The 20560-nt window shown below is 68.9% G+C and carries 17 protein-coding genes and 1 pseudogene; 9 read left to right on the top strand and 9 right to left on the bottom strand.

All coding sequences use genetic code 11. The features are described from left to right. Positions 1–58: 58 nt before the first annotated feature. Positions 59–1213: a serine hydrolase gene (locus tag ACFZBT_RS38375; protein ID WP_391114360.1), complete on the top strand. Its 1155-nt coding sequence runs from the start codon at positions 59–61 to the stop codon at positions 1211–1213. 199 nt (positions 1214–1412) lie between these two features. Continuing rightward, positions 1413–3107: a CocE/NonD family hydrolase gene (locus tag ACFZBT_RS38370; protein ID WP_391114358.1), complete on the top strand. Its 1695-nt coding sequence runs from the start codon at positions 1413–1415 to the stop codon at positions 3105–3107. A 309-nt stretch (positions 3108–3416) separates the two neighbouring features. On the opposite strand, the gene ACFZBT_RS38365 is transcribed toward ACFZBT_RS38370, so the two are convergent. Both ACFZBT_RS38365 and ACFZBT_RS38360 read right to left on the bottom strand, forming a co-directional pair. Then, complete coding sequence (locus ACFZBT_RS38365) at positions 3417–4334, bottom strand: alpha/beta fold hydrolase (protein WP_391114355.1); 918 nt, start codon at positions 4332–4334, stop codon at positions 3417–3419. Positions 4335–4336: 2 nt separating this feature from the next. Further along, positions 4337–5512 carry an alpha/beta fold hydrolase gene (locus tag ACFZBT_RS38360; RefSeq protein WP_391114352.1) on the bottom strand — a complete coding sequence of 392 codons (1176 nt, stop codon included), beginning with the start codon at positions 5510–5512 and terminating at the stop codon, positions 4337–4339. 219 nt (positions 5513–5731) lie between these two features. Here ACFZBT_RS38360 and ACFZBT_RS38355 point away from each other — a divergent pair, with 219 nt between their 5' ends. Beyond that, positions 5732–6580 carry an MBL fold metallo-hydrolase gene (locus tag ACFZBT_RS38355; protein ID WP_391114349.1) on the top strand — a complete coding sequence of 283 codons (849 nt, stop codon included), beginning with the start codon at positions 5732–5734 and terminating at the stop codon, positions 6578–6580. A 35-nt stretch (positions 6581–6615) separates the two neighbouring features. On the opposite strand, the gene ACFZBT_RS38350 is transcribed toward ACFZBT_RS38355, so the two are convergent. After that, positions 6616–7209 carry a CGNR zinc finger domain-containing protein gene (locus ACFZBT_RS38350; RefSeq protein ID WP_391114346.1) on the bottom strand — a complete coding sequence of 198 codons (594 nt, stop codon included), beginning with the start codon at positions 7207–7209 and terminating at the stop codon, positions 6616–6618. A gap of 308 nt (positions 7210–7517) precedes the next feature. On the opposite strand from ACFZBT_RS38350, the gene ACFZBT_RS38345 reads away from it, so the two are divergent. From ACFZBT_RS38345 to ACFZBT_RS38335, 3 genes are read left to right on the top strand one after another with little or no spacing between them, the layout of a single operon-like run. Further along, positions 7518–8261: a 3-oxoacid CoA-transferase subunit A gene (locus tag ACFZBT_RS38345; protein WP_391114343.1), complete on the top strand. Its 744-nt coding sequence runs from the start codon at positions 7518–7520 to the stop codon at positions 8259–8261. After that, a complete protein-coding gene (locus tag ACFZBT_RS38340; protein WP_391114340.1) occupies positions 8258–8920 on the top strand; it encodes a 3-oxoacid CoA-transferase subunit B in 663 nt (220 codons plus the stop codon). Before ACFZBT_RS38345 ends, ACFZBT_RS38340 begins: the two co-directional genes overlap by 4 nt. A gap of 1 nt (position 8921) precedes the next feature. Then, complete coding sequence (locus ACFZBT_RS38335; RefSeq protein WP_391114337.1) at positions 8922–10088, top strand: acetyl-CoA C-acyltransferase; 1167 nt, start codon at positions 8922–8924, stop codon at positions 10086–10088. Between the two features lie 225 nt (positions 10089–10313). Here the strand turns inward: ACFZBT_RS38335 and ACFZBT_RS38330 are convergent, their stop codons facing one another. The 5 genes and pseudogenes from ACFZBT_RS38330 to ACFZBT_RS38310 form a co-directional block, all read right to left on the bottom strand. Further along, complete coding sequence (locus ACFZBT_RS38330; RefSeq protein ID WP_391114333.1) at positions 10314–10673, bottom strand: hypothetical protein; 360 nt, start codon at positions 10671–10673, stop codon at positions 10314–10316. Positions 10674–10714: 41 nt separating this feature from the next. Next, complete coding sequence (locus ACFZBT_RS38325; RefSeq protein ID WP_391114331.1) at positions 10715–13243, bottom strand: hypothetical protein; 2529 nt, start codon at positions 13241–13243, stop codon at positions 10715–10717. After that, positions 13240–14997, bottom strand: coding sequence for a hypothetical protein (locus ACFZBT_RS38320; protein ID WP_391114328.1), 1758 nt, complete (start codon positions 14995–14997; stop codon positions 13240–13242). The genes ACFZBT_RS38325 and ACFZBT_RS38320 overlap by 4 nt, the downstream gene beginning before the upstream one ends. Before the next feature lie 206 nt (positions 14998–15203). Further along, entirely contained in the window at positions 15204–16661 is a 1458-nt protein-coding gene (locus tag ACFZBT_RS38315; RefSeq protein ID WP_391114325.1) for a recombinase XerD, read from the bottom strand. A gap of 112 nt (positions 16662–16773) precedes the next feature. After that, positions 16774–17268: pseudogene (locus tag ACFZBT_RS38310) on the bottom strand (hypothetical protein); the annotation flags it as partial. Between the two features lie 114 nt (positions 17269–17382). Here ACFZBT_RS38310 and ACFZBT_RS38305 point away from each other — a divergent pair. Beyond that, positions 17383–18342 (top strand): DJ-1/PfpI family protein, encoded by a 960-nt coding sequence (locus ACFZBT_RS38305; protein ID WP_391114321.1) that lies wholly within the window; start codon positions 17383–17385, stop codon positions 18340–18342. A gap of 30 nt (positions 18343–18372) precedes the next feature. Then, positions 18373–19008: a DJ-1/PfpI family protein gene (locus ACFZBT_RS38300; protein ID WP_391114318.1), complete on the top strand. Its 636-nt coding sequence runs from the start codon at positions 18373–18375 to the stop codon at positions 19006–19008. Here ACFZBT_RS38300 and ACFZBT_RS38295 read toward each other — a convergent pair. Then, on the bottom strand, positions 18995–19750 hold the full coding sequence (locus ACFZBT_RS38295) for an enoyl-CoA hydratase-related protein (RefSeq protein ID WP_391114316.1): 756 nt from the start codon (positions 19748–19750) through the stop codon (positions 18995–18997). The genes ACFZBT_RS38300 and ACFZBT_RS38295 overlap by 14 nt on opposite strands. Positions 19751–19968: 218 nt before the next feature. On the opposite strand from ACFZBT_RS38295, the gene ACFZBT_RS38290 reads away from it, so the two are divergent. After that, positions 19969–20469, top strand: a complete 501-nt coding sequence (locus ACFZBT_RS38290; protein ID WP_391114441.1) for an ATP-binding protein — start codon at positions 19969–19971, stop codon at positions 20467–20469. Positions 20470–20560 lie beyond the last annotated feature (91 nt).

Raw genomic sequence — 20560 nt, 5'->3', positions numbered from 1 at the left:
TTCACCACTGTGCATCCTGCCTGCGGGGTGCTGACCTAGAACCCCCGAGAGGGACAACATGCACGCTGATCACGACGGTCTCGTCGCCCCGGGTTACGGCAAGGTCGCCGACGCCTTTAACGCGGAGCTGACCCACAGCTCACGCGGCGGCGCGGCGCTGACGGTCATGGTCGACGGTGAGAAGGTGGTCGATCTGTGGGGCGGAGCGGCTGACGCCGACAACGGCCGCGCCTGGGGCCCGGACACCCCCACCGTGACGTTCTCCTGCGGCAAAGGGCTCCTCGCCCTGCTCGTCGCCCGGCTCGTGGCAGCCGGAAAGATCGACCTGGACCTGCCGGCCAGCACCTACTGGCCCGAGTTCGGCCAGGCCGGCAAGGAGACCATCCCCGTACGGTGGCTGCTCTCGCACCAGGCCGGCCTGTCCTATCCGACCGAGGACATCACGAGGGACGACGTCCTCGCGTGGCATCCCGTCGTGGACAAGCTCGCCGCCCAGGCGCCGCTGTGGCAACCCGGAACCGGTCACGGCTATCACGCCCTCACCTACGGTTGGCTGGTTGGTGAGGTGGTCCGCCGCGTCACCGGCCGGAGCGTGGGCGAGGCGTTCACAGAACTGGTCACCGGGCCGCTCGGCGCCCGTGCGTGGTTCGGCGTGCCGCAGGAGGAGCTTGCGTCGGTGGCGGTTCTCGCGATGGCCCCCGAGATCAACGTCGACATGTTGCCGTCCACACCGGAGTTCGACCCTGTGAGAAGGGCCTTCACTCTCGGCGGTGCTTTCCCCGGCACTGTCGCCGGGAATGGCACGGGCCTGAGCGATCCGGCCATCCAGGCCGCCGAAGTCCCCGGCGGCGGAGCAGTCGCGACTGCACGGGCACTGGCCGAGATCTGGTCCTCGGCGATCCTGCTCACGAGCGCGACCGAGCCTCTCCCCGAGGACGTGGTGACGGACATGGTGCGCATCCAGTCCTCCGGGCCACAGATCCTGGGCCTCCAGGGCATCCCCCAGCCCAGCTGGGGAACGGGCTTCATGCTCGACAGCCCCGACCGCCCGTTCCTGACCTCGTCGTCCTTCGGCCATGACGGCACCGGCGGCCAGCTCGCCTTCGCCGACCCAGCCCATGGAGTCGGTTTCGGCTTCGTCACCAACGACGTGCAGGGAGCAGCGGAAACCCGAGCCCTGGACATCCTCGACGCGCTCCGCAATGCCCTCTGAGTCGGCTTCGCCACGATGAGGGTCGACGGCCTGCGGGCCGTCGATTCGCAGCGGGCTCCCTCACGGCGCCGGCGATCGTCAAGCACAGCGCCCCGACGTGCTCTCCGCGCGCTGCGCGCCTGCCCGTGAACCACCCTTGACGCTCGTGCCGGCGCGTCACGTTCCGAACCCCTCCACTGAAAGAACCGGAAACCAGGCAATGACCACCGCGCTCCCGCCGCACACCGCTTCAGCACCGCCGAGCCTGGCCGCTCGCGTCACCGACCGGGTCATGACTCGCCTGATGGCGTTGCCTGGCCCGCGAAACGACTACCGGGTCGAGCGGAACCTCCCGACGCCTGCACGCGACGGCGCCGTCCTGGTGACGGACCACTACGCCCCCGTCACCGACCGGCCGAAGGGTACCGTCCTCGTGCGCACTCCGTACGAGCGCGGCTTTCCCGGCGACCTGGAGGCGAGGGTCTACGCGGGCCGCGGGTATCACGTCGTGCTGCAGAGCTGCCGCGGGACGTTCGGCTCCACTGGAGATTTCTATCCGATGGCGAACGAGGCCGACGACGCCCAGGACGCGGTGGCCTGGCTGCGGACCCAGCCGTGGTTCGACGGGCGGCTCGCGACCTCCGGGGGTTCCTATGTGGGCTGGACCCAGTGGGCGCTGCTGATGGATCCGCCCCCCGAACTGCGTACGTGCCTGATCGCCGTCGCCCCGCACAACGTGTACGACGCGGTCTACGGAGGCGGAGCGTTCCAAGTCGGCGACTTCCTGCACTGGGCGGCGATGATGATCAACCAGGAGCGATTCACCGGGCTGCGGGCTCTGGCCCGGGTGCTGACGATGAAGCGACGGCTGGCCCCGGTCTTCGACGCCCTACCGTTGGCCGACGCGGCCGACGCGGCGACCGAGCACCATGCGCAGTGGCTCCGGGAATGGCTGACGACTCCTGACTCCGACGATCCGGTATGGGATCGGCTCAAGCTCGACGAGGCTCTTCAGCGGGCGAATGTTCCGGTGCGGCTCACCGCAGGCTGGCAGGATCTCTTTGTCAACCAGACCTTGCGCCAGTACCAGGCACTGCGTACCCGCGGGGTTGACGTCTCGCTCACCGTCGGCCCCTGGACCCACAACGAACTGGCCACCAAGGGCATGGGGCACCTGCTCCGCGGCAATCTGGAATGGCTTCAGACGCACCTCGCCGACAAAGCGCCGGAACCCCCACGGTCCATACCCCCGGTCGAGGTGTATGTCACCGGACAGGGCGCCTGGCGACACCTGGCCGAGTGGCCACCGGCGGCGGGCGAGACCGTGCATTACCTGCAGCCGGGCGGAAGACTTCTGGTCGACGATAGCGGTGGTGCCCCGTTCACGTACGTCTACGACCCGGCGAACCCCACCCCGACCCTCGGCGGCCCCCTTCTCTCCCTCGACGGCGGAAGCAAGGACAACGCGAAGCTGGAGAGCCGCTCCGATGTACTCACCTTCACCACCGACCCGCTGACCACGCCGCTCGAGATCATGGGAACACCCGTCGTCGAACTGGCGCACACCAGGAGCAACCCGCACGCCGACGTCTTCGTACGGCTCTGCGACGTCGACTCCAAGGGCGTGTCCCGCAACTTCACCGAAGGATTCCTCCGGCTGGACCCCACCTCGTCCATCGACCAGGCGCAGACCGTGCGCGTGCGGCTGGACGCCTGCGCCCACCAGGTCAAGGCCGGCCACCGGCTACGTCTGCTGATCGCTGGCGGCTCTCATCCCCGGTACGCACGCAACGAGGGCACCGGTGAACTGCCCGGCACCGGAAGCGAGTTGCGGCCGTGCACGCACACCATCCACCATGACGCCGACTCGCTGTCCCGCGTGATCTTGCCGACGCTTCCCGCAGGGCACGAATAGTCGTGCCAATTGGGAGCTGGGGAGCCAGACCGTCGCGCCGTGCTCGCCAACACAGGGTGGATGCGGGGGGTTTCTCGCGCGTGCGCGGTCATGTGCGCTGCGTGTCGGCTGGTGAATGTTGCCCGCAACACTGATACCACTCTTCGCCGTTCGCCTAGAAGACGGCCGACGGCCACGTGCTGCCCGACGACCCGGTCGACGGCGGGCACCGCGTCGAGACTACGTCCCTCGGTGGTGTAACCGAGTGTGACACGGAGCGGGCACCTACCTGGGGAGGCGGTTCCAGCAGCTGCCGGAACCGCCTACGTTTCACGAGCCAGTTGAGGCCGGGGCCTTGTCGAGGTGGGTTTGGAACCACGACAGCGCGGCCCCGCTGGATTCCTCGAAGTGCACCTTGTAGGCGTCGAAGTGACCGCCGGGCAGCAGCACCAGTTCCTTCGGGGCGAGGGCTCGCTCGAAGGCGGCGAGCTGGATGTCGGCCGGGACCACCGTCTCGCCGGTCTCGACGATCATCATGAGCGGCTTGGGCGAGACCCGGGAGATCCATACGCCCGGCTCGTACAGCCGCGCGGCCCGGCTGGAGCGCAGAGTCACCGTGTTGTTCTCGCGGCCCGGGGGAACCAGGTCGTGGTAGAAGCGCACGGCGTCCGGGCTGTTGTACAAGGCCGGGTCGGTGGGATCGTCGCCGATGGAGGTCTGGTACGGCAGTTCACCGCCGGCCGCCAGGGCGCGTTCGGCGTCGGCCTGGGCGAGCTCGAAGGCGGCGATGCGCTCCGGAGGGACCTTGCGCTGCCACTGCTCGAATCCGCTGATGGTGGGCACCTGCGACACCACGGCCTTGATCCGCACGTCGGTCGCCCCGAGCACGATCGCATGGCCGCCCGAGAAGCTCGAGCCCCACACTCCGATGCGGTCCGCGTCGACCTCCGGGCGGGCCTCCAGGAAGCTGATCGCGCGGCGCCAGTCAGCGATCTGACGCCACGGGTCGACGTCGTTGCGGGGCTCGCCGTCGCTGGCGCCGAACGTGCGGTGATCGTGGACGAGCACCACGAACCCGGCGTCGGCGAACTTGCGCGCGTACGGGTCGAGGCCCATCTCCCGGTTGGCGCCGAATCCGTGCGCCATCGTGATCGCGGGGCGCGGGCCCTCGGCGTCCGGCAGGTAGAGCCAGCCGCGCAGCGTCACGCCCCCGTCCGCCGTGAACTCCACGTCGATGCGTTCAGTCATGGTCACTTGCCTTCCGTGAAGTCGAAGTACTCGGCGGGGACGAGGCCGGCCTCGACGAGGGGGCCCCCGACCTTCGCGTTGATCTGCAGCACGGCGCCGATGGGCCGGTGGTGAATGGCGATCTCCGTGATGAGCCCCTCGTCATCACGCGTGAGGATCGTGATCCCCTTCATCTGGAAGCCACCGAACGCGGCGGCTTCCCACTCCAGATACGTCCGCGGGCCGTCCTGCGCCTTCCGGACGAACTCGAGCCGTTCGTACACGGAGCTCACCGCGGTCATGAGGGCCTCGACGTGTTCCTTGCGCTCGACCGGCTTGGCGAGCGCGCTCGCCTCCATCCTCACGTTCGGCGAGAGCGCCGCCGAGAAGGCATCCTCGGTGCGCTGCTCGAACGCGCTCGTCCAGGCCTCGGCCGGGCGGTCGTCGGCGGCGTTCGACGCGCTCTCCTCGGCGACCGTGGTGATGACGGCGGCGACCGCAGCCGGGTTCTCGGCGTGCGCCCAGTGACCTGCGCCAGCGATCGTCTGAGTGGCGGCGCCGGGGAAGCGGGGCGTGACATACGCGGAGACGATCTCTTCGGTGACGAAGGGGTCGTTCTCGCCGCGCAGGACGGTGACGCTCCCGGGGAACTTGCTGGGCTGCTGTCCGTCCGGGTGGCCGTTGTTCCATGCCGTCGCCGTGTCGGAGATCGCCGACGGGTCGACGTGAAGGGCGACTTGGGCGAGCCGGTCGTTCTCCTCGGCCGGGAACGCGGTGGCGAGCGCGCCGCGGAAGGCGCGCTGCGCGTCGAGTCCGAGATCGGGTGCCTGGAAGGGCGCGAGCTGCTCCGGAGGCAGGTGAGTGCCCGCAAGCGGGATCGGGTTGACCAGGACGAGCGAACGCACCTGTCCGGCCAGGCGGGCGGCGACGAGCTCAGCGATCTGGCTTCCCATGCTGTGGCCCACCAGCACGACGGGACCCTCTGTCGCGCGTACGAGGCTCTCGAGATCGTCGGCCCAGCGGGCGAGGGTGAACGGCCCTTGGTCCGAGGCACGCCCACCCATGCCGGCGAGCTCGAACGCGATCGACGGGATCGACTGCTCGTCGAGGACAGCGCGGACACTGTTCCAGATGGGGCCGTCGTCCAGATATCCGTGGACGAGCACCGCGGTAGGCGCCTGCGTCGCTGGGCTGTTCATCTCGTGTCTCCTTTGACGATCGCTCTCTTGCGGCGACGGAATCGGAGCCGGTGGCTCTCGGGATTCTCGGCCGACGCGAGAGTATGACGTAAGCATGGGGGCTATGCTTATGTCAATGTCATCGCTCTGAGATCGAGGCGACGAGGGCCGGTCCTCCCGGCGTCCGCCGCGTTCCGGCCGGAGCGGAAGTGACCACCCGAGAATCCGAGGAGTCCACCCATGACGTCGAACGCCTTGTCCTACGCCGTGCACATCGCGGACGGCATGCCGACCACCAACGCTGACGTGCCGCCCGATCAGACCGAGCGTGCCTGGTCACCGACGTCGAGCATCCTCATCTCGAACGGGGGAGAGGCGCTGCTGGTGGATCCGCTCTTCACGATCGCGCAGTCCGAGGGCCTGCTCCGCTGGCTCGGTGAGCGCGACGCCCCGGTGACAAGCGTGTACGTCACACACGGCCACGGGGACCACTGGTTCGGCCTCGGAGCCGTTCTGGAGCAATACCCGGGTGCGCGCGCCTTCGCACTGCCCGAGGTCGTCGAGGACATGGCGTATCAGTCCTCGCCCGAGGTCCTCAAGGCGGTCTGGCGCGCATGGTTCCCCGGGCAGATCCCTGAGCGACTCGTGCTCGCCGAACCGCTGGAGGGTGACGTCCTGACCGTGGGCGGGGCGGAGGTCCGCCCGGTCCGCCTGGGGCACACCGACAGCGACAACACCACCTGCCTGCACGTTCCCGACCTGGGGCTGGTCGTCGCGGGCGACGTGATCTACAACAACGTGCACCTCATGCTCGCGGCCTCGGACGCGGAGGGGCGGGACGAGTGGCTGAAGGCCCTCGACACGGTCGAGGCGCTGGCGCCGACCGCGATCGTCGCGGGACACAAGGATCCGGCCGCCGATGACGATCCGCGTCACATCGAGGAGACCCGCCGCTACATCCTCGATTTCAACACCGGGGTGCGCCGCACCGGCAGCACCCTCGAACTCTACGAGTACATGCTGGAGCGCCACCCGTCGCGCATCAATCCCGGTGCGCTGTGGGGCTCCTGCCGGGCAGCCAAAGGCTGAGTAGTCCGAGCGACGGTCGGGAGGCCTGCGGCGCGCTACGCGCTCGCGGCCGCCCGGCGGGCCCGCGAGGCCCGAAGGTTCACGGCGTTACCGCAAATGCGCACGTCATGCCAGGCGCCGTTGTTGGGGTTCGTACCGTCGTAGAACGCAACCGAGCAGACCCGGTTCCGGCACATCTTCAAACGACGCCACGTGCCCGTCAGTTGGGCGTTTGTGATCTCGTTGAGCACGGTCGCGACGACCCATGGGGCGTCCTTGCCGCGCGGCGTCAGCGAGAAGACGCCGTCGGCGTCGATGCGCACCTCCAGCGTGCCGCTCACTCCCTTCGGTGCGGATCGGACCGGGGTGTCGCGCACCGCGCCCGCAACCGTCAGCTGCAGTGACGCGCGTAGCTGCTGAAGCCGCACCAGTCCAGGCTCGTCGACCTCGATGGTCGGCGCCTGCATCCCCGTACGCCGACTCCATTCGGCCAGCGCGCCGAAGAGCCACGACGTCGCAGCATCCGGAGTCGAGAGCAGGTCCTCAAGCGCGGGCTTGCCGGCGGCGCGGGTGTTCAAGACCTCCTGGACGAGGACGAGCGGTCCGGTGGCGATGCGGTCGGTATAGCGCTCGCTCGCGAGTTCAGACATAGGCATAGCTTATTAGCTCCAGTCTTCATTGGCGAGGAGAGCGGGATCGCCACTGAGAAGGACCCTAACGGCGATGCCCTGCGATGGGCGCACCGGCGAGTGCCCGGCATCGCGCGGTGACCGTAAGGCCGGGGGTGCCGCGCTTCGCGCTCATCGGGCCTGTCCGAGGTGTCTACGGTGTGATAGGACATAAGCATAGAGGTTATGCCTACGTCAGATGGTGTCGATCGTCGTGCACTGTCACCACGCGGGCCGGCCATGTGAAATCGCTTGAGAGGTCCCGCGATGCCCGAACGCGTGGAGGAACAATGATCGACAAGACCGTCGAGGACACCGCGGCTGCCGTCTCGGGCATCCGTGACGGCGCCACCGTGATGATCGGTGGATTCGGCCGTGCGGGCCAGCCGGTGGAGCTGATCGACGCACTCATCTCCCATGGCGCAGGTGATCTGACCGTCGTCAACAACAATGCGGGCAACGGCGACGCGGGTCTTGCCGCGCTTCTCGCGGCGCGACGGGTACGGAAGATCATCTGCTCGTTCCCGAGGCAGAGCGACTCGTGGGTGTTCGACGGTCTCTATCGCGCGGGAGACATTGAACTGGAGCTCGTGCCGCAGGGGAATCTCGCCGAACGCATCCGCGCCGCGGGCGCGGGAATCGGCGCGTTCTTCTCGCCCACGGGCGTCGGCACCCAACTCGCCGAGGGCAAAGAGACACGCACGATCGACGGCCGCGACTATGTCCTCGAGTACCCGATCCGAGCCGATTTCGCCCTGATCAGCGCCCTGCGGGCCGACCGCTGGGGCAACCTCGTCTACCGCGAGACCGCCCGCAACTTCGGCCCGATCATGGCGGCCGCGGCTGCCACCACCATCGCCCAGGTCGATCAGATCGTGCCCCTCGGAGACATCGACCCCGAGACCGTTGTGACGCCCGGCATCTTCATCGACCACGTTGTCGCGGTGGGAGAACGCCGCTGGCTCAACGAAGGCGCGTTCGTCGGCGGCGTCGACATCGAGGGAAGCCCGCTGGCAAAGGAGGAGAGCCGATGACCACGCGCATCAGCCGCACCGACCTCGCCCGCCGCATCGCGGCCGACATCCCCGAGGGATCGGTCGTGAACCTCGGTATCGGCGCCCCCACCCTCGTGGCCAACTACCTGCCGGACGACACGGAGTTCGTCCTGCACACCGAGAACGGAATGCTCGGCATGGGACCCGCACCCGAGCCCGGCACCGTCGACCCCGACTTGATCAACGCAGGCAAGCAGCCGGTGACCGCTCTGCCGGGCTCGGCGTACTTCCACCACGCCGACTCCTTCGCGATGATGCGCGGCGGACACCTGGACGTGTGTGTGCTCGGCGCGTTCCAGGTGTCGGAAACCGGCGATCTCGCGAACTGGTCGACCGGCGAGCCCGGCGCGATTCCCGCCGTCGGCGGAGCGATGGACCTCGCGATCGGCGCGAAGTCGGTCTACGTGATGACCGACCTGCTCACCAAGCAGGGCACGCCGAAACTCGTCGCCGCCTGCACCTATCCGCTGACCGGAGTGCGCTGCGTGACCCGCATCTACACCGATCACGCGGTCTTCGACGTCACGCTCGCCGGACTGCGCGTGCGCGAGACGTTCGGCGACAACACGGTGGACTCCCTGGCCGCCCTGACCGGCCTCAACCTCGCCGACGCCGCGGCATCCCTGGAAGGTGTCTGACATGCCCGCGAGCTTCGTGTACGACGCCGTCCGCACCCCCTTCGGACGGTACGGCAAGGCCCTCGCCGATGTCCGCCCCGACGACCTCGCCGCGATCGTCATGCGCGCCACCGTCGAGCGCACAGACCTCGACCCCGCACGCATCGACGACGTGATCTTCGGCGATGCGAACCAGGCCGGCGAGGACAACCGCGACGTCGCACGGTTCGGCGCGCTGCTCGCTGGATTCCCCACCTCGGTCACGGGAGTCACGGTCAACCGCCTGTGCGGATCCTCGGTCGAGGCCGTCATCCAGGCGTCACGAGCCGTCGAGGCCGGAGACGCCGACATCGTGCTCGCGGGCGGTGTGGAGTCGATGAGCCGCGCGCCGTACGTCATCGAGAAGAGCACCAGGCCCTACCCTGCGGGCAACCAGACGATGTGGAACACGTCGATCGGATGGCGCATGGTCAACCCGCGACTGCCGAAGGAATGGACGATCTCCAACGGCGAGAGTGCCGAGAAGCTCGCCGGGATCCACGGGATCTCACGTGAGGAGCAGGACGCATTCGCGGCGCGCAGCCATCGCCTGGCCGCCCGAGCATGGGCGGACGGCATCTTCGACCACGAGATCGTCCAGGTCGACGGGCACCACCTCGCCCGCGACGAGAGCATCCGCGACGAATCAACCGTCGAGGTACTCGCTGGCTTGCGCCCGGCGTTCACCGCGCGCGGCACGGTAACCGCCGGGAACTCGTCGCCCATCAACGACGGCGCCTCCGCCGTGCTCGTCGCCCGCGAGGGCGTACTCGACGGCGAACCTCTCGCCCGCATCGCCGCCCGCGCGGCGTTCGGCAACGACCCCGACATCTTCGGAGTCGCTCCCGTCGAGGCGGCCAACCGCGCCCTCGCCCGTGCCAGCCGCACATGGGCCGACGTCGACCTGGTCGAACTGAACGAAGCGTTCGCGGCACAGTCGCTCGCCTGTCTGCGGCTGTGGCGAGACCTCGACCCGCAGAAGGTGAACGCGCACGGAGGGGCGATCGCGATGGGTCACCCGCTCGGAGCGTCCGGGGGCCGCATCATCGGTCGCGCGGCCCACGAACTCGCCCGCCGGGGCGGTGGCATCGCGGTCGCGGTGATCTGCATCGGAGTTGGCCAAGGGCTTGCTGTCGTGCTCGAAAGGTGAAGGGAGGTCGAGCCGCGGGCCAGAGCGGGTCGCAGCGTCTTCGCGCCGAGCGATAGTAACGTCCAGAGGGCATCGGATAGATCGTCGGGGCAGGGCAAGCCGAGCAGCAGCGGGGCCTAGTAAACATTGGTGCACGCGCCCCGTAGGGCAGCCATCGCTCGATCGAGCGGTAGGCTTCCCCTCGGTCAATACCGTGGCCAGCGACTACGGGAAGACCGAACTCGGCTAGTCGCGGTCTTGGGCGGGCAGAGCCGTCACCCGTCGGCGTCCGAGGCGCTTTTTCAGGGTGAGGTTCTCTGCGTACAGGTTCGCCGCCACCGTGGCGAGGGCCTCGAGCTTGTTCTGGGTCTGGGCCGCCTGCTCCCTCGCCTCGCGAAGTTGCTTGCGGAGCTGGGCGATTGTCTCGTCGCGCTGGACCTCTCCGGGCGTACGCAGGACGGGGCGGGCGACCTTCGCGTTCCACTCGGCGAGGATGTCTTCGGCGCGGTGCACGGTTGCGTGGCTGACCTGAGCTTCGCGGGCGAGGTTCTCCTTGGTGAGGGCGCCGTCGGTGTGCACGGGCTTGCCGGATAGCAACCGGGCCATGGCCGCCCTCAATTTGTCGGCGGACGCTGCGGATACCGGCATCAGGCGCGGCCTTCCTCTTCGAGAGCACGGGTGATGCGCTGGACATCGGCAAGGCGGACGAAGACCGCCTCCCGTCGTGGTGGTGACAGCCGCGGGTTTGTGGACTGGGCGGTCAGGTCGGCTTCTTCGGCGACCCAGTACGGGGCATGGGCTCGGGTGATCGTGGAGTTTCGGCAGCGGGCTGGCTGGCAGGCGCCGAGGAGGGGAGCCAGCCCGCGCTGCTCTTCCGGGAGTTCGCCTTGGCATTCGGCCTGCGGGGCGTCGAACATGCAGTGGTTGATGGTGCCCAGATGCAGGTTGGGGAACTCGTCAGAGAGCAGGGCCTCTTCCACCCGCTCGTCGGCGATCTGCGCCCTTAGTTGCGGGTTGTTGTTGATGGTGCCGATGACCTTGTCGAGACCGGCGTGGAGGCGGGCGGCGCCGGGACCGACGGCGACGCGTTCGCCCCGTTGGCGGCCGCGGAGCAGGTCCACGAGTTTGCGGGCGGCAGCCTGCTGTAGTTCGGTGTCGAACTCCTTGGCCCAGCTCGCGTCCATCTGTGCATACGCCTGGGTGGTGCGGTTGGCCAGAGCCCGGCGGGCGGCGTGCTTGAGCTGCAGGCCGAGGGCGATTTCGGAGTCCGGTTCGCGTCCGGCGACCTGGGACATGGTCTTGCGGAACATGTGCGAGCGCACGTGGGCGGATGGGATCTTGGACAGGCCGTGACGGTAGGCGATGGTGTTGACGCCGTTGATGAAGAAGTCGATCTCGGCTTCGGAGCTGATCCCGGGCTCGGTGTGGGTCTGTTTGCCGACTGGCGGCCGCAGGGCCGCGAAGAGGTGAGTGGGGTGCCAGGCCAGCTGCTCGAGGACTGCGAGCGCCTCGGCGACCGGCTCGATGATCCACCAGTACAGTTCCGGGCGGGTGGGGTCCAGCTTGGTCTTTCGGGACCGGACGGCTGGGGAGCCGAAGTAGGTCCGTACGGCGTCGCGCTGGATCTCTTGAACCTCCGAGTCGCGCATTAGGGTTAAGGCCGCAACGAAGACGTAGATCGCGGCTCGGAGCATGTGCAGTTCGAAGGCGAGCTCGATGGCACTGATCTGCCTGCGCCACGGCGCTGACGTTCCGTCGGTGCCTTGGACGTGCGCGGCGTCCGGGCACTGGAGTGGGTACGCGCGCCAACCGGACCACACATCCGAGTCGACGGGTATCCCGCGTCCGTCGGCCACAGCCTGCAAGACGAGGCGGGCGCGTGCCGCCCCGGTCCGGTTGCGCCGGTCAAACCGCTTGGCGTTCCGCTGCCGGGACACGTCAGGTGGGGTGGGCCCCCAGATCATGCGGGCGGCCACCCCCCAGATCGGCTCCCCGGCCGTCCCGTGGTCGTCGGTCGCGTACACCGGCACTACGGTGTTCGGGTCCGCGAGCCACCGTCGTACGTCGTCGTCCAGCTGCTCCTTGGTGACGCCTGCACTGGTGCCCGGTGCGTTGTAGCGCGGTCCGGCGGGGCCCTTCCCACGGCCCACGGTCGCCTTGACAGTCGCGATGCGGCCTTCGCCGATCGCGGCCTGAACGGTGGCTCGCCGCTCGCGGGGTCGGCCGCTCTGGTTGTCGCTGAAGATGTTCATGGTTCTGCCGCCGGTGACCATCTTGCTGAGCGCGGTCCACATGGGGGTGCCGGCCGACACGTTGCTGTAGGACACCTCGTGGACGGGCACCGCGTTGCCTGGCGTTCTGAGCCATTTCTTCAGTAGGGCGTCCGTTTCCTCCGGGCGCACCGGCCGGGCTTTGGTGGAGCGCGGCTGGTCGGCGGGAGCCTCCTGCTGCCGGGCGAAGTGGTCGCGCCAGCGGAAGATATCCGAGGCGAAGGTGTGGATGTAGGTCCAGGCGCCCCGTAGCAGCGGCCACCAGGTGTCGGGCGGGATGGCCGGAGTGGCAAGCGTGTCGCGGCTAGGTGCGTCCTCGTCATACACCTTGGCGGCCACGCTCGCGGCTGATTCGTCGCCCCAGGGGTCGTCGAAGGCGCTGATTCCGGTGAGGACCGGGGCGAGTTGGCGCAGGCGGCGGATGGTCGTCACATGGAAGGCGACGGTTTTCACACTCTCGACCTGAGAGGCCTTGTGGACGATCTCGTCGTGCCAGTCCTCCGGGTCCCACAGCCCAAGGTCGGTGGGCAGTCCTTGTTCGCGGCCCCAGTCCATGATCTTTCTGATTTCCATCATCGAGGGGCGGACGGTGGCCACGGACAGCGGGAGAGCGGACAGGAAGATCAGGGATTGCCGCAGGACGGGGTGGGAGGGGTTGAGGAGGCCGAAGCAGTACTCGCGCAGCTGCAGGTTGATCAAACGGTCGTCCAGAGGGAAGACGAAGCACCACTCGCCCGGTTTTCGACTGGCGGGCCGGCCGATGCAGTCGGCGGGCCACCGGTGGATGTCTCCGAACAGTGGCACCTGGATGTCGTCGAGAAGCTGGTAGCCGCCGTAGCTGAAGACCTTCTCATCGTCGCGGAACGCCGAGGAGGCGAGCGCCTTGGGCGCGGGGCGGGCCATCATCGGTCGAACTCCGTCCGCATGCCCAAGGGGAGGTCCAGGCGCAGGCCGAGCTCGGCGATCTCGCGGCGTGCTGCGGGGACGAGGTCGGCGCACTCCTCGAAGACCTCTGCCAGGGCCGCGGCCTGCCGGCCCCAGAGGGCCTGCCAGTGGCGCGGGGCCAGGTTGGCCCGCATGTGCTCGATGTGATCGGACAACAGGAGAAGCCGCGGGATCTGGGAGGTGAACACGACGGCGTTGCGGCACAGCATGCACATCGCGGGTGCGACGTGGCAGACCTTGGCATCGTTGCGGTGCGGCGAGTCCCACGGGTTACGGCAGTTGACCAGCCCCATGTCCAGCTCTCCCGTCCGCAGGGCTTTGGCCTGCTCGGCGTCCAGGCCGAGGTCCTCGGCGACCTCCGTCACCTCCAGGTGCTGCTCGGCCTCTTCGGTGACGAGAACTGGCCGTGCGGGTGTGGTCATGCGATCGAAAACCCACTTCTGCGCCCGGTTAATCGACTGGCCGGCCAGGATGTGTGCGGTCGTGCCGTGCGCGTAGTGCATCCGGTAGACCTCCACGTGATGGTCATCGCCCGCAAGGTCGCTGACGGTGCCGCCGAGCGCGACCGCGCGGACGACCTTCGTGGTCTTGCGCAGCCGCCGGATCTCATGCGGCTCGGAGATCTTCAGCGGCTTCCCGGCCGCGTCGCGCTGCTCGGCGATCCAGCCGCCGAAGCGCCGCTCACGGTCTCTGAAGCCGGCGAGCTTGGCTTCCAGGACACCCCGGTACCGTCGTTCCACCGCGAGGAACAGCCATGGGTCCGCATCGGGGAAGACCGTCCGGGACAGTTCAGTGACGGCCAGCAGGCGCCGAAGCAGGCCCGGGACGGTCCAGGCGCCGTCCCCGGTGAACTCCTGCGCTTCCGCCTCGGCCGCCTGCTCCGGATCGGGATGCAGGTCGGCACGGACGCGATGGGCCCGCATCTTGCGCTGGACCAGGCGCACACCGCCGTCGGTGAACTCCATGTCGGAAAGCTGAAATTGGTGGAGTTCCTCCGGGCTTGTATCGCTCATGCCCAGCATCAGCAGCACCCGAAATGCCTGCAGATCCGCTTCGGTCGGATACAGAAGGCGTCCCAACTCGGCGACGAGATAGCGGAATCCGCGCTTGAGAAGGGTGCCGTCCGGTGCGGTCGGGAGCAGCGCCTTCACCGGCTCCGGCCAGCTCAGCACGTTCTGCCGGAACTGCGGCTCCAAAACCTTCCCGGTCAGCAAAGAGGGACGCGTCGCCGCCCACAGCAGGTTCGCCGGTTCGTGCCATCCGCCAACTTGGGGATCTACCCCGCGCTCCAGCAGCTCCCGGCCGCGGGCCAGACGGGCCTCCAGCGACCGGATGGCGTTACGGGCCGCATCGCGCAGGGCGATTCGCTCCGCATTGGAGAACTCGTCCAGCGGCTCGCTCTTGTACGTCGGATAGGCGGTCGGGGCCTGCGAGCGTACTCGCAGCGCCTCCGGCATGCTCGGGTCCTTCAGTGCCCGCTGCTCGATCAGCGTCAGCAGACAGTTGGCCTTCTCGTACGGGGAGTTGGAACGCAGCCCGTGATGCTGGCGCAGGTCTTCCTCCCACACGTGGATCACCTCGACCAAGTCGACTTTGCGGCCGTCCAGTCGGGCATCCGCCGGATCTACCCCGAGCGTCGGCAGATACTTGTCGACGAACTTTGCGAAGGACCGCACTGCTTGGGACAAGTTCGCGCCACCGTCGGTCCGGGCCATGGACCGGGTGTAGGTGACCCACTCGTCGGCCAGCTGGGCCGCTAGGACGCTGCACCGGTACTTCGCCGGGTTCACGATGTGGGTGGACGTCCCGCCCCGGCGTGTCCGAGTCAGGGTGCGGATGCCCACGTGGTCCAGGTCCCGGATGGGCAGCGGCTTCGGGGCGCCGTTGCGTACGCGCTCTTTGCGCTCGCCGCGGCGGGGCATCAGGCGGCCCGCTTTTCGGCGATCGTGGCCGCGTAGTCGGCGTAGGTGGCGTTCTTGTTGTTCCACTCGGCGATTGCCTTCGCCACCAGCACGTTGGTATCTCGCATGTACCGGAGGTACCGCAAAGTCGACTGTGGACGACGATGCCCCAAGAGGTCCTGCAGTATCAGCAGAGGGTTCCGCGAGATATGGTCCGTCAGGTAGCCGGAGTGCCGGCCGGCGAGGTAGTCCTCGGCTTCCTCCTGGAGGATCAGCTTGGTCAGCAGCCGCAGCATGTAGACCGCGAATGTGTGCCGAGTGTCGTGAATCCGGACCTCGCGCGGCATGACGATGCCGACCTTGTGCTCCTCGCTTAGATGAACGGCGCGCAGATGCGCGGTGTCGAATATCTGCTCCCAGCGCTGTCGGGTCGGCATCCGTCCGCCGCGGCCGACGAACATCGCCATCGGCTCCAGCCCGTGATCGCCTTCGATGACTGCGCGGCGGCGCTTGTCCGCGTTCATGCTCTCGACCCGGAAGGTACGGCGCCGGCCATCGAGCATTCCGCGTACCTTCATTCGCCGCAGGTCGATGTCATCGACGATGAACAGCTCCTCACGGCGTCTCCACAGCGCCTTCGCCGCGGCCCGCACCTGCGCCGCACGCTCGGTTCGCCGGTACATGTCCAGCTCCCGCAGTGTCGGATCCTGGATCATCACCGAGCGGGGCAGGCCGAATTTCGCGATCGCCTGCAACTGGACCTCTGCCGGGGAAGCATCCCGTCGCGGTGGCCCGACCTCGATATCCAGCAGGCAGCTGAACTCCTGCAGCCGCATGCCCGTCGTGATGGACAGTTCGGGCGCTGCGCTGTCGCGCAGGGGCGAGCGTCCGCGAAACGCGCGATCGACGCGCCCGTCGGGCAGGTAGCCACGTAGTCCGACCTGCTTGAGGAAGTTCCACTGCCGCCACGTCAGATGGCGGACGTCGAGCTGTGTGGTGGCACCCCAGGACAGCACGTCACGGCCGTTACGACGGCGGAAGTAGGGGCGCTTCTCGATCAACTTCTCGTCGTCAGCCCAGCCGTAGAAGTTGTTGATCATGGCCCGACGCCGCTTCCAGGTCGCCGGCGCATCCGGCGACTCGCGGTGCTCGGTACAGTCTTCTCGGTACGCCAACAGGTCTTCTTCAATCACCGACAACAGATCGACGGGCGGGTCGAGCTCGTCCTCCAGGAAGTCGGTCAAGTCGAGCGCGTCATACGTATAGTCCTGCAGCGACTTCGCCTTCAGCGTCTTGGCCATCTCCAGAAAGAACGAGACGAGCGGCTCCGCCGGGCGCATCTGCGAGTCGAGGAAGAACGGAGTTCCTTCCTTCAGCGCCCCTTTCCGCGACACGTACGCGAAAGCGTCGAGATCCACCCCGGGCGGCGCCTCGTAGAAGCGACGAACCTTGCTGCGTGACACAAAGAAGTAGTCCATCCCGCACCACCGCGATCATGAGACATCCAGACGGGGTGGAACCTAACAGCCGCACGTGGGGCCCTAGGTCACTCGGGGATCACGGCTGAGACATCTGGACTTCCTTTGCATAATGCTCGCGCAGCAGGGTCGCCGCGTGCCAGTACGCGAGGTGCGGCTCCTCGGGAACGGGCAGGTCGGCGTGGGCGGCGTACAGCGGGCGCGCGCCGCGCGAACAGGCCTCGGTGGCGCGCAGCGCGAGCCGCGCGGCCTCGGCCATCTCCGCCGACGCCAGGGTCTCCTCGCCCAGCAGGCGCCGCAGCGTCGCGTCGACCGCACGCGCGCGTGCCGCCAGCACCTGGCCGGGGGTGGCGCTCTCCCACACCGCCGGCACGTGCCGGGCCACCAGCTCGTACTTGTAGTTGTAGAAGGCCGCCGCCACCGCACCGGGCCCGACCGGTCCGAACGCGGCGGCCCGCACGGCGAAGTTCACGGCGTGGGGATGGGTGATCCCGGCAGCACCCACTTCCCGTCCCAGGTCCGGCGAGAAGTAGTGCGTCGCGTGCAGGGAGTTGAGCACGTTCTGGCAGCGGCGGCCGGCGAGCGGCTCAAGGGCGGCAGTCGTCATGCCGGGCAGGTTACCAACCGCTTGGTATGGCCTCCGGGGCCGCACATCCCATGGCAGGAAAGGTGGGAAGTTCGTCATTGCGGCCACCCTCCGGGCCCGCGAAGAATCAAGGCCATGGCCCAGCGCACCGTTCTCGCCGTCCTCTTCGACGGCGTGCAGAGTCTCGACGTCACGGGGCCCGTGGAGGTCTTCGCGGGCGCGGAGCTGCTCTCCCCGGGGACGTACCGGATCCGCACGGCCTCCCCGGACGGCGCGCCCGTGCGGACCACCAGCGGTCTGACGCTCGTCCCCGACGAGTCCCTGGACGGCGCGTCCGACCCGCACACCCTGCTCGTCCCCGGCGGTCCGGGCTCCCTGGACCCCGACCCGCGTCTGGTCGGCTGGGTGCGCGAGCACGGGCCGCGTGCCGCGCGCCTGGTCTCCGTGTGCACCGGTGCGGCCGTACTCGCGGCCGCCGGGCTCCTGGACGGCCGCCGCGCCACGACGCACTGGGCGTACTGCGACCAGTTGGCCCGCGACCACCCGGCCGTCGAGATCGACCCCGACCCCGTCTACGTACGCGACGGGCACATCGCCACCTCGGCCGGTGTCACCGCCGGCATCGACCTCGCCCTGGCCCTGGTCGAGGAGGACCTGGGCCGGGACGCCGCCCTGACCATCGCCCGCCACCTGGTGGTCTTCCTGCGGCGCCCCGGGAACCAGGCCCAGTTCAGCGCCCAGCTCGAGGCCCAGACCGCTCATCGCGAGCCCCTCCGGGACGTCCAGCGGTTCATCACGGAACGCCCGGACGCCGACCTCTGCGTGGAGGCGCTCGCCGCCCGCGCCCGCCTCTCGCCCCGCCACTTCGCCCGCGCCTTCCGGGCCGAGACCGGTATGACGCCCGGGCGGTACGTGGACCGCGTCCGTCTCGAACACGCCCGCCGTCTCCTGGAGGACACCGCCGACGGCATCGAGGAGATCTCCCGAACCAGCGGCTACGGCACCCCCGAGGCCATGCGCCGGGCCTTCGTCAAAGCGCTGGGGACGCCCCCGGCCGAGTACCGCCGCCGTTTCCGCCCCGCGACCACGCCCTGACCCCCTCACCCGACCGGAAGGGACCACACCATGCAGATCGCCATCGCTCTCTACGACGGCTTCACCGCCCTCGACGCCGTCGGCCCGTACGAGACCCTCAGCAGGGTGCCGGACGCGGAGACCGTCTTCGTGGCCGAGCGCACCGGCCCCGTACGGAACGAGTCGGGGAACCTCGCGCTCACCGCCGACCGGACCTTCGCCGACGTGACCGCCCCCGACATCGTCGTCGTCCCCGGCGGCCCGGGCCAGGAGCCGCTGATGGCGCACGAGCCCTTCCTGGACTGGCTGCGCGAGGTCGACGCCCGGACCACCTGGACGACGTCCGTGTGCACCGGCTCCCTGTTGCTCGCCGCCGCCGGACTCCTCCGGGGCCGCCGCGCGACCTCCCACTGGCTGGCCCTGGAGGAGCTCAAGCGCTTCGGCGCCGAGCCGACGGGGGAGCGGGTCGTCACCGACGGCAAGTACGTCACCGCGGCCGGCGTCTCCGCCGGCATCGACATGGGGCTGACCCTGCTCGGCCGGATCGCGGGCGACGACCACGCCCGGTTCGTCCAACTGCTCACCGAGTACGACCCCCAGCCGCCCTACGACGCCGGATCACCGCGGAAGGCGCCCGCACACGTCGTGGAACGGCTCCGGTCCTACGCCGACGTCAACCAGGCGTAGGCACGCTCCAGCCGAACCGCGGCTGCCTGCGCTCCAGGAACGCGGCGACCCCCTCGGCGGTGTCGCCGCCGGCGCGCGCCTGCCCGGCCCAGTACGCGTCCCGGTCCGTACCGCCGTTCGCGAACTCCTTCGCCGCCGCCTGGGTCAGCTGCGAACGCGACACCAGGATGCGGGTGAACTCGGCGACCCGCTTGCCGAGTTCGCCCTCGGGCAGCACCTCGTCGGCCAAGCCGGTGCGCAGCGCCCGCTCCGTGTCGATCAGCTCTCCGGAGAACAGCAGGTACTTGGCGGTGGCCGGACCCACCAGGGACACCAGCCGCCTGGTCGAGGACGCCGGGTACACGATGCCGAGCTTCGCCGGCGTCACGCCGAACAGCGCGCCTTCCTCGGCGAACCGCAGATCACAGGCCGCCGCCAGCTGCGCCCCGCCGCCCACACAGTGCCCGCGCACCGCGGCCAGCGTCGGCTTCGGAAACGCGGCGAGCGCCTCCTCGGCCCGCACGGCGAGACCCTGTGCCTCCTCCGGCGAGCCGCGGAGGGTCGAGATGTCGGCCCCGGCGCAGAACGTCCCGCCCTCGCCGGTGAGCACCAGCGCCCGGACGGCCGGATCGCCGGCCAGACCCTCCAGCAGCGGCGGCAGCGAGCGCCACATCGCGGCCGTCATGGCGTTGCGCTTCTCCGGATGACGGATGACGACGGTGGCGACCGAGTCGGTCACGCTGTTCAGCAGCTGCGGCTCCATGCGCCGGATGCTATCCGCAAGGCAAACCCGTACAACCCGAATAGTTCGCCGAGACGGCACAACAGGGACAGGACCAGTCCCACAACTGACCGTGTCATACGCCAACGGTCAGAAGTGCTCGATAGTTGCTGACTTCTGTTCAGCCCCGGGGTGTGGAGCGCATCGTTACCAACACTCGAGACGTGGCGACAATCGAGCGCGAGGGTGGCGACCGGACGATGGACGACGAGGGGCGTGGGTCCGGCCCACGTCCACAGGGCGGCGCGGTGCCTCCCGGGCCCGCGGATCCGCTGCCGTACGAGGGGGTCTGGCGGTTCACCGCGCCCGCGGTCGACGCCTCGGTCCCGCAGGCGCGGCACGCCGTACGGGACCTGCTGCTCCGTCAGGGTGTGCCGGTCTCGGACGACCTGGCCCAGGGGCTGCTGCTGATCGTCTCGGAGCTGGTGACGAACGCCGTGAAGCACGCTGCGGTGCTGTCGCCGACGGTCGCCGTCGAACTGGCCGTCGGGGCGGAGTGGCTGCGTGTGTCCGTGGAGGACAACCACCCGTACCGGCCCACCGCCCTGGAGGCCGACCACGGCCGGACCGGCGGCCGCGGACTGCTCCTGGTGCGCGAGGTCACCCGGGAGGCGGGCGGCATGTGTGACGTCGAATACACCGCGAGCGGCGGCAAGGTGATCTGGGCCGCCCTGCCGCTCAAGCCCGCACGCTTCCTCTAAAGGGTGTTGCAGAAGGCTTGGTGGCGGGCATGGCTGAGCAACGCCTGACGTGCTGTTTCACCCGGCTAGGGCGAGGTTGTGCATGGTGGCG

The sequence above is a fragment of the Streptomyces sp. NPDC008137 genome (assembly GCF_042957035.1).
In the GTDB taxonomy this organism is placed as follows: domain Bacteria; phylum Actinomycetota; class Actinomycetes; order Streptomycetales; family Streptomycetaceae; genus Streptomyces.
Note: the sequence above shows the minus strand (reverse complement) of the source record. Positions and strands in the feature narration are given on the sequence as shown.

Bases quoted from the DNA above. Each gene is read 5' to 3' on its own strand.
- ACFZBT_RS38335 (WP_391114337.1), top strand. From the start codon at position 8,922: ATGCCCGCGAGCTTCGTGTACGACGCCGTCCGCACCCCCTTCGGACGG.
- ACFZBT_RS38305 (WP_391114321.1), top strand. From the start codon at position 17,383: ATGGCCCAGCGCACCGTTCTCGCCGTCCTCTTCGACGGCGTGCAGAGT.
- ACFZBT_RS38325 (WP_391114331.1), bottom strand. From the start codon at position 13,243: ATGATGGCCCGCCCCGCGCCCAAGGCGCTCGCCTCCTCGGCGTTCCGC.
- ACFZBT_RS38360 (WP_391114352.1), bottom strand. From the start codon at position 5,512: ATGAACAGCCCAGCGACGCAGGCGCCTACCGCGGTGCTCGTCCACGGA.
- ACFZBT_RS38345 (WP_391114343.1), top strand. From the start codon at position 7,518: ATGATCGACAAGACCGTCGAGGACACCGCGGCTGCCGTCTCGGGCATC.
- ACFZBT_RS38365 (WP_391114355.1), bottom strand. From the start codon at position 4,334: ATGACTGAACGCATCGACGTGGAGTTCACGGCGGACGGGGGCGTGACG.
- ACFZBT_RS38340 (WP_391114340.1), top strand. From the start codon at position 8,258: ATGACCACGCGCATCAGCCGCACCGACCTCGCCCGCCGCATCGCGGCC.
- ACFZBT_RS38350 (WP_391114346.1), bottom strand. From the start codon at position 7,209: ATGTCTGAACTCGCGAGCGAGCGCTATACCGACCGCATCGCCACCGGA.
- ACFZBT_RS38375 (WP_391114360.1), top strand. From the start codon at position 59: ATGCACGCTGATCACGACGGTCTCGTCGCCCCGGGTTACGGCAAGGTC.
- ACFZBT_RS38320 (WP_391114328.1), bottom strand. From the start codon at position 14,997: ATGGCCCGGACCGACGGTGGCGCGAACTTGTCCCAAGCAGTGCGGTCC.
- ACFZBT_RS38290 (WP_391114441.1), top strand. From the start codon at position 19,969: ATGGACGACGAGGGGCGTGGGTCCGGCCCACGTCCACAGGGCGGCGCG.
- ACFZBT_RS38330 (WP_391114333.1), bottom strand. From the start codon at position 10,673: ATGGCCCGGTTGCTATCCGGCAAGCCCGTGCACACCGACGGCGCCCTC.
- ACFZBT_RS38295 (WP_391114316.1), bottom strand. From the start codon at position 19,750: ATGGAGCCGCAGCTGCTGAACAGCGTGACCGACTCGGTCGCCACCGTC.
- ACFZBT_RS38315 (WP_391114325.1), bottom strand. From the start codon at position 16,661: ATGGACTACTTCTTTGTGTCACGCAGCAAGGTTCGTCGCTTCTACGAG.
- ACFZBT_RS38300 (WP_391114318.1), top strand. From the start codon at position 18,373: ATGCAGATCGCCATCGCTCTCTACGACGGCTTCACCGCCCTCGACGCC.
- ACFZBT_RS38370 (WP_391114358.1), top strand. From the start codon at position 1,413: ATGACCACCGCGCTCCCGCCGCACACCGCTTCAGCACCGCCGAGCCTG.
- ACFZBT_RS38355 (WP_391114349.1), top strand. From the start codon at position 5,732: ATGACGTCGAACGCCTTGTCCTACGCCGTGCACATCGCGGACGGCATG.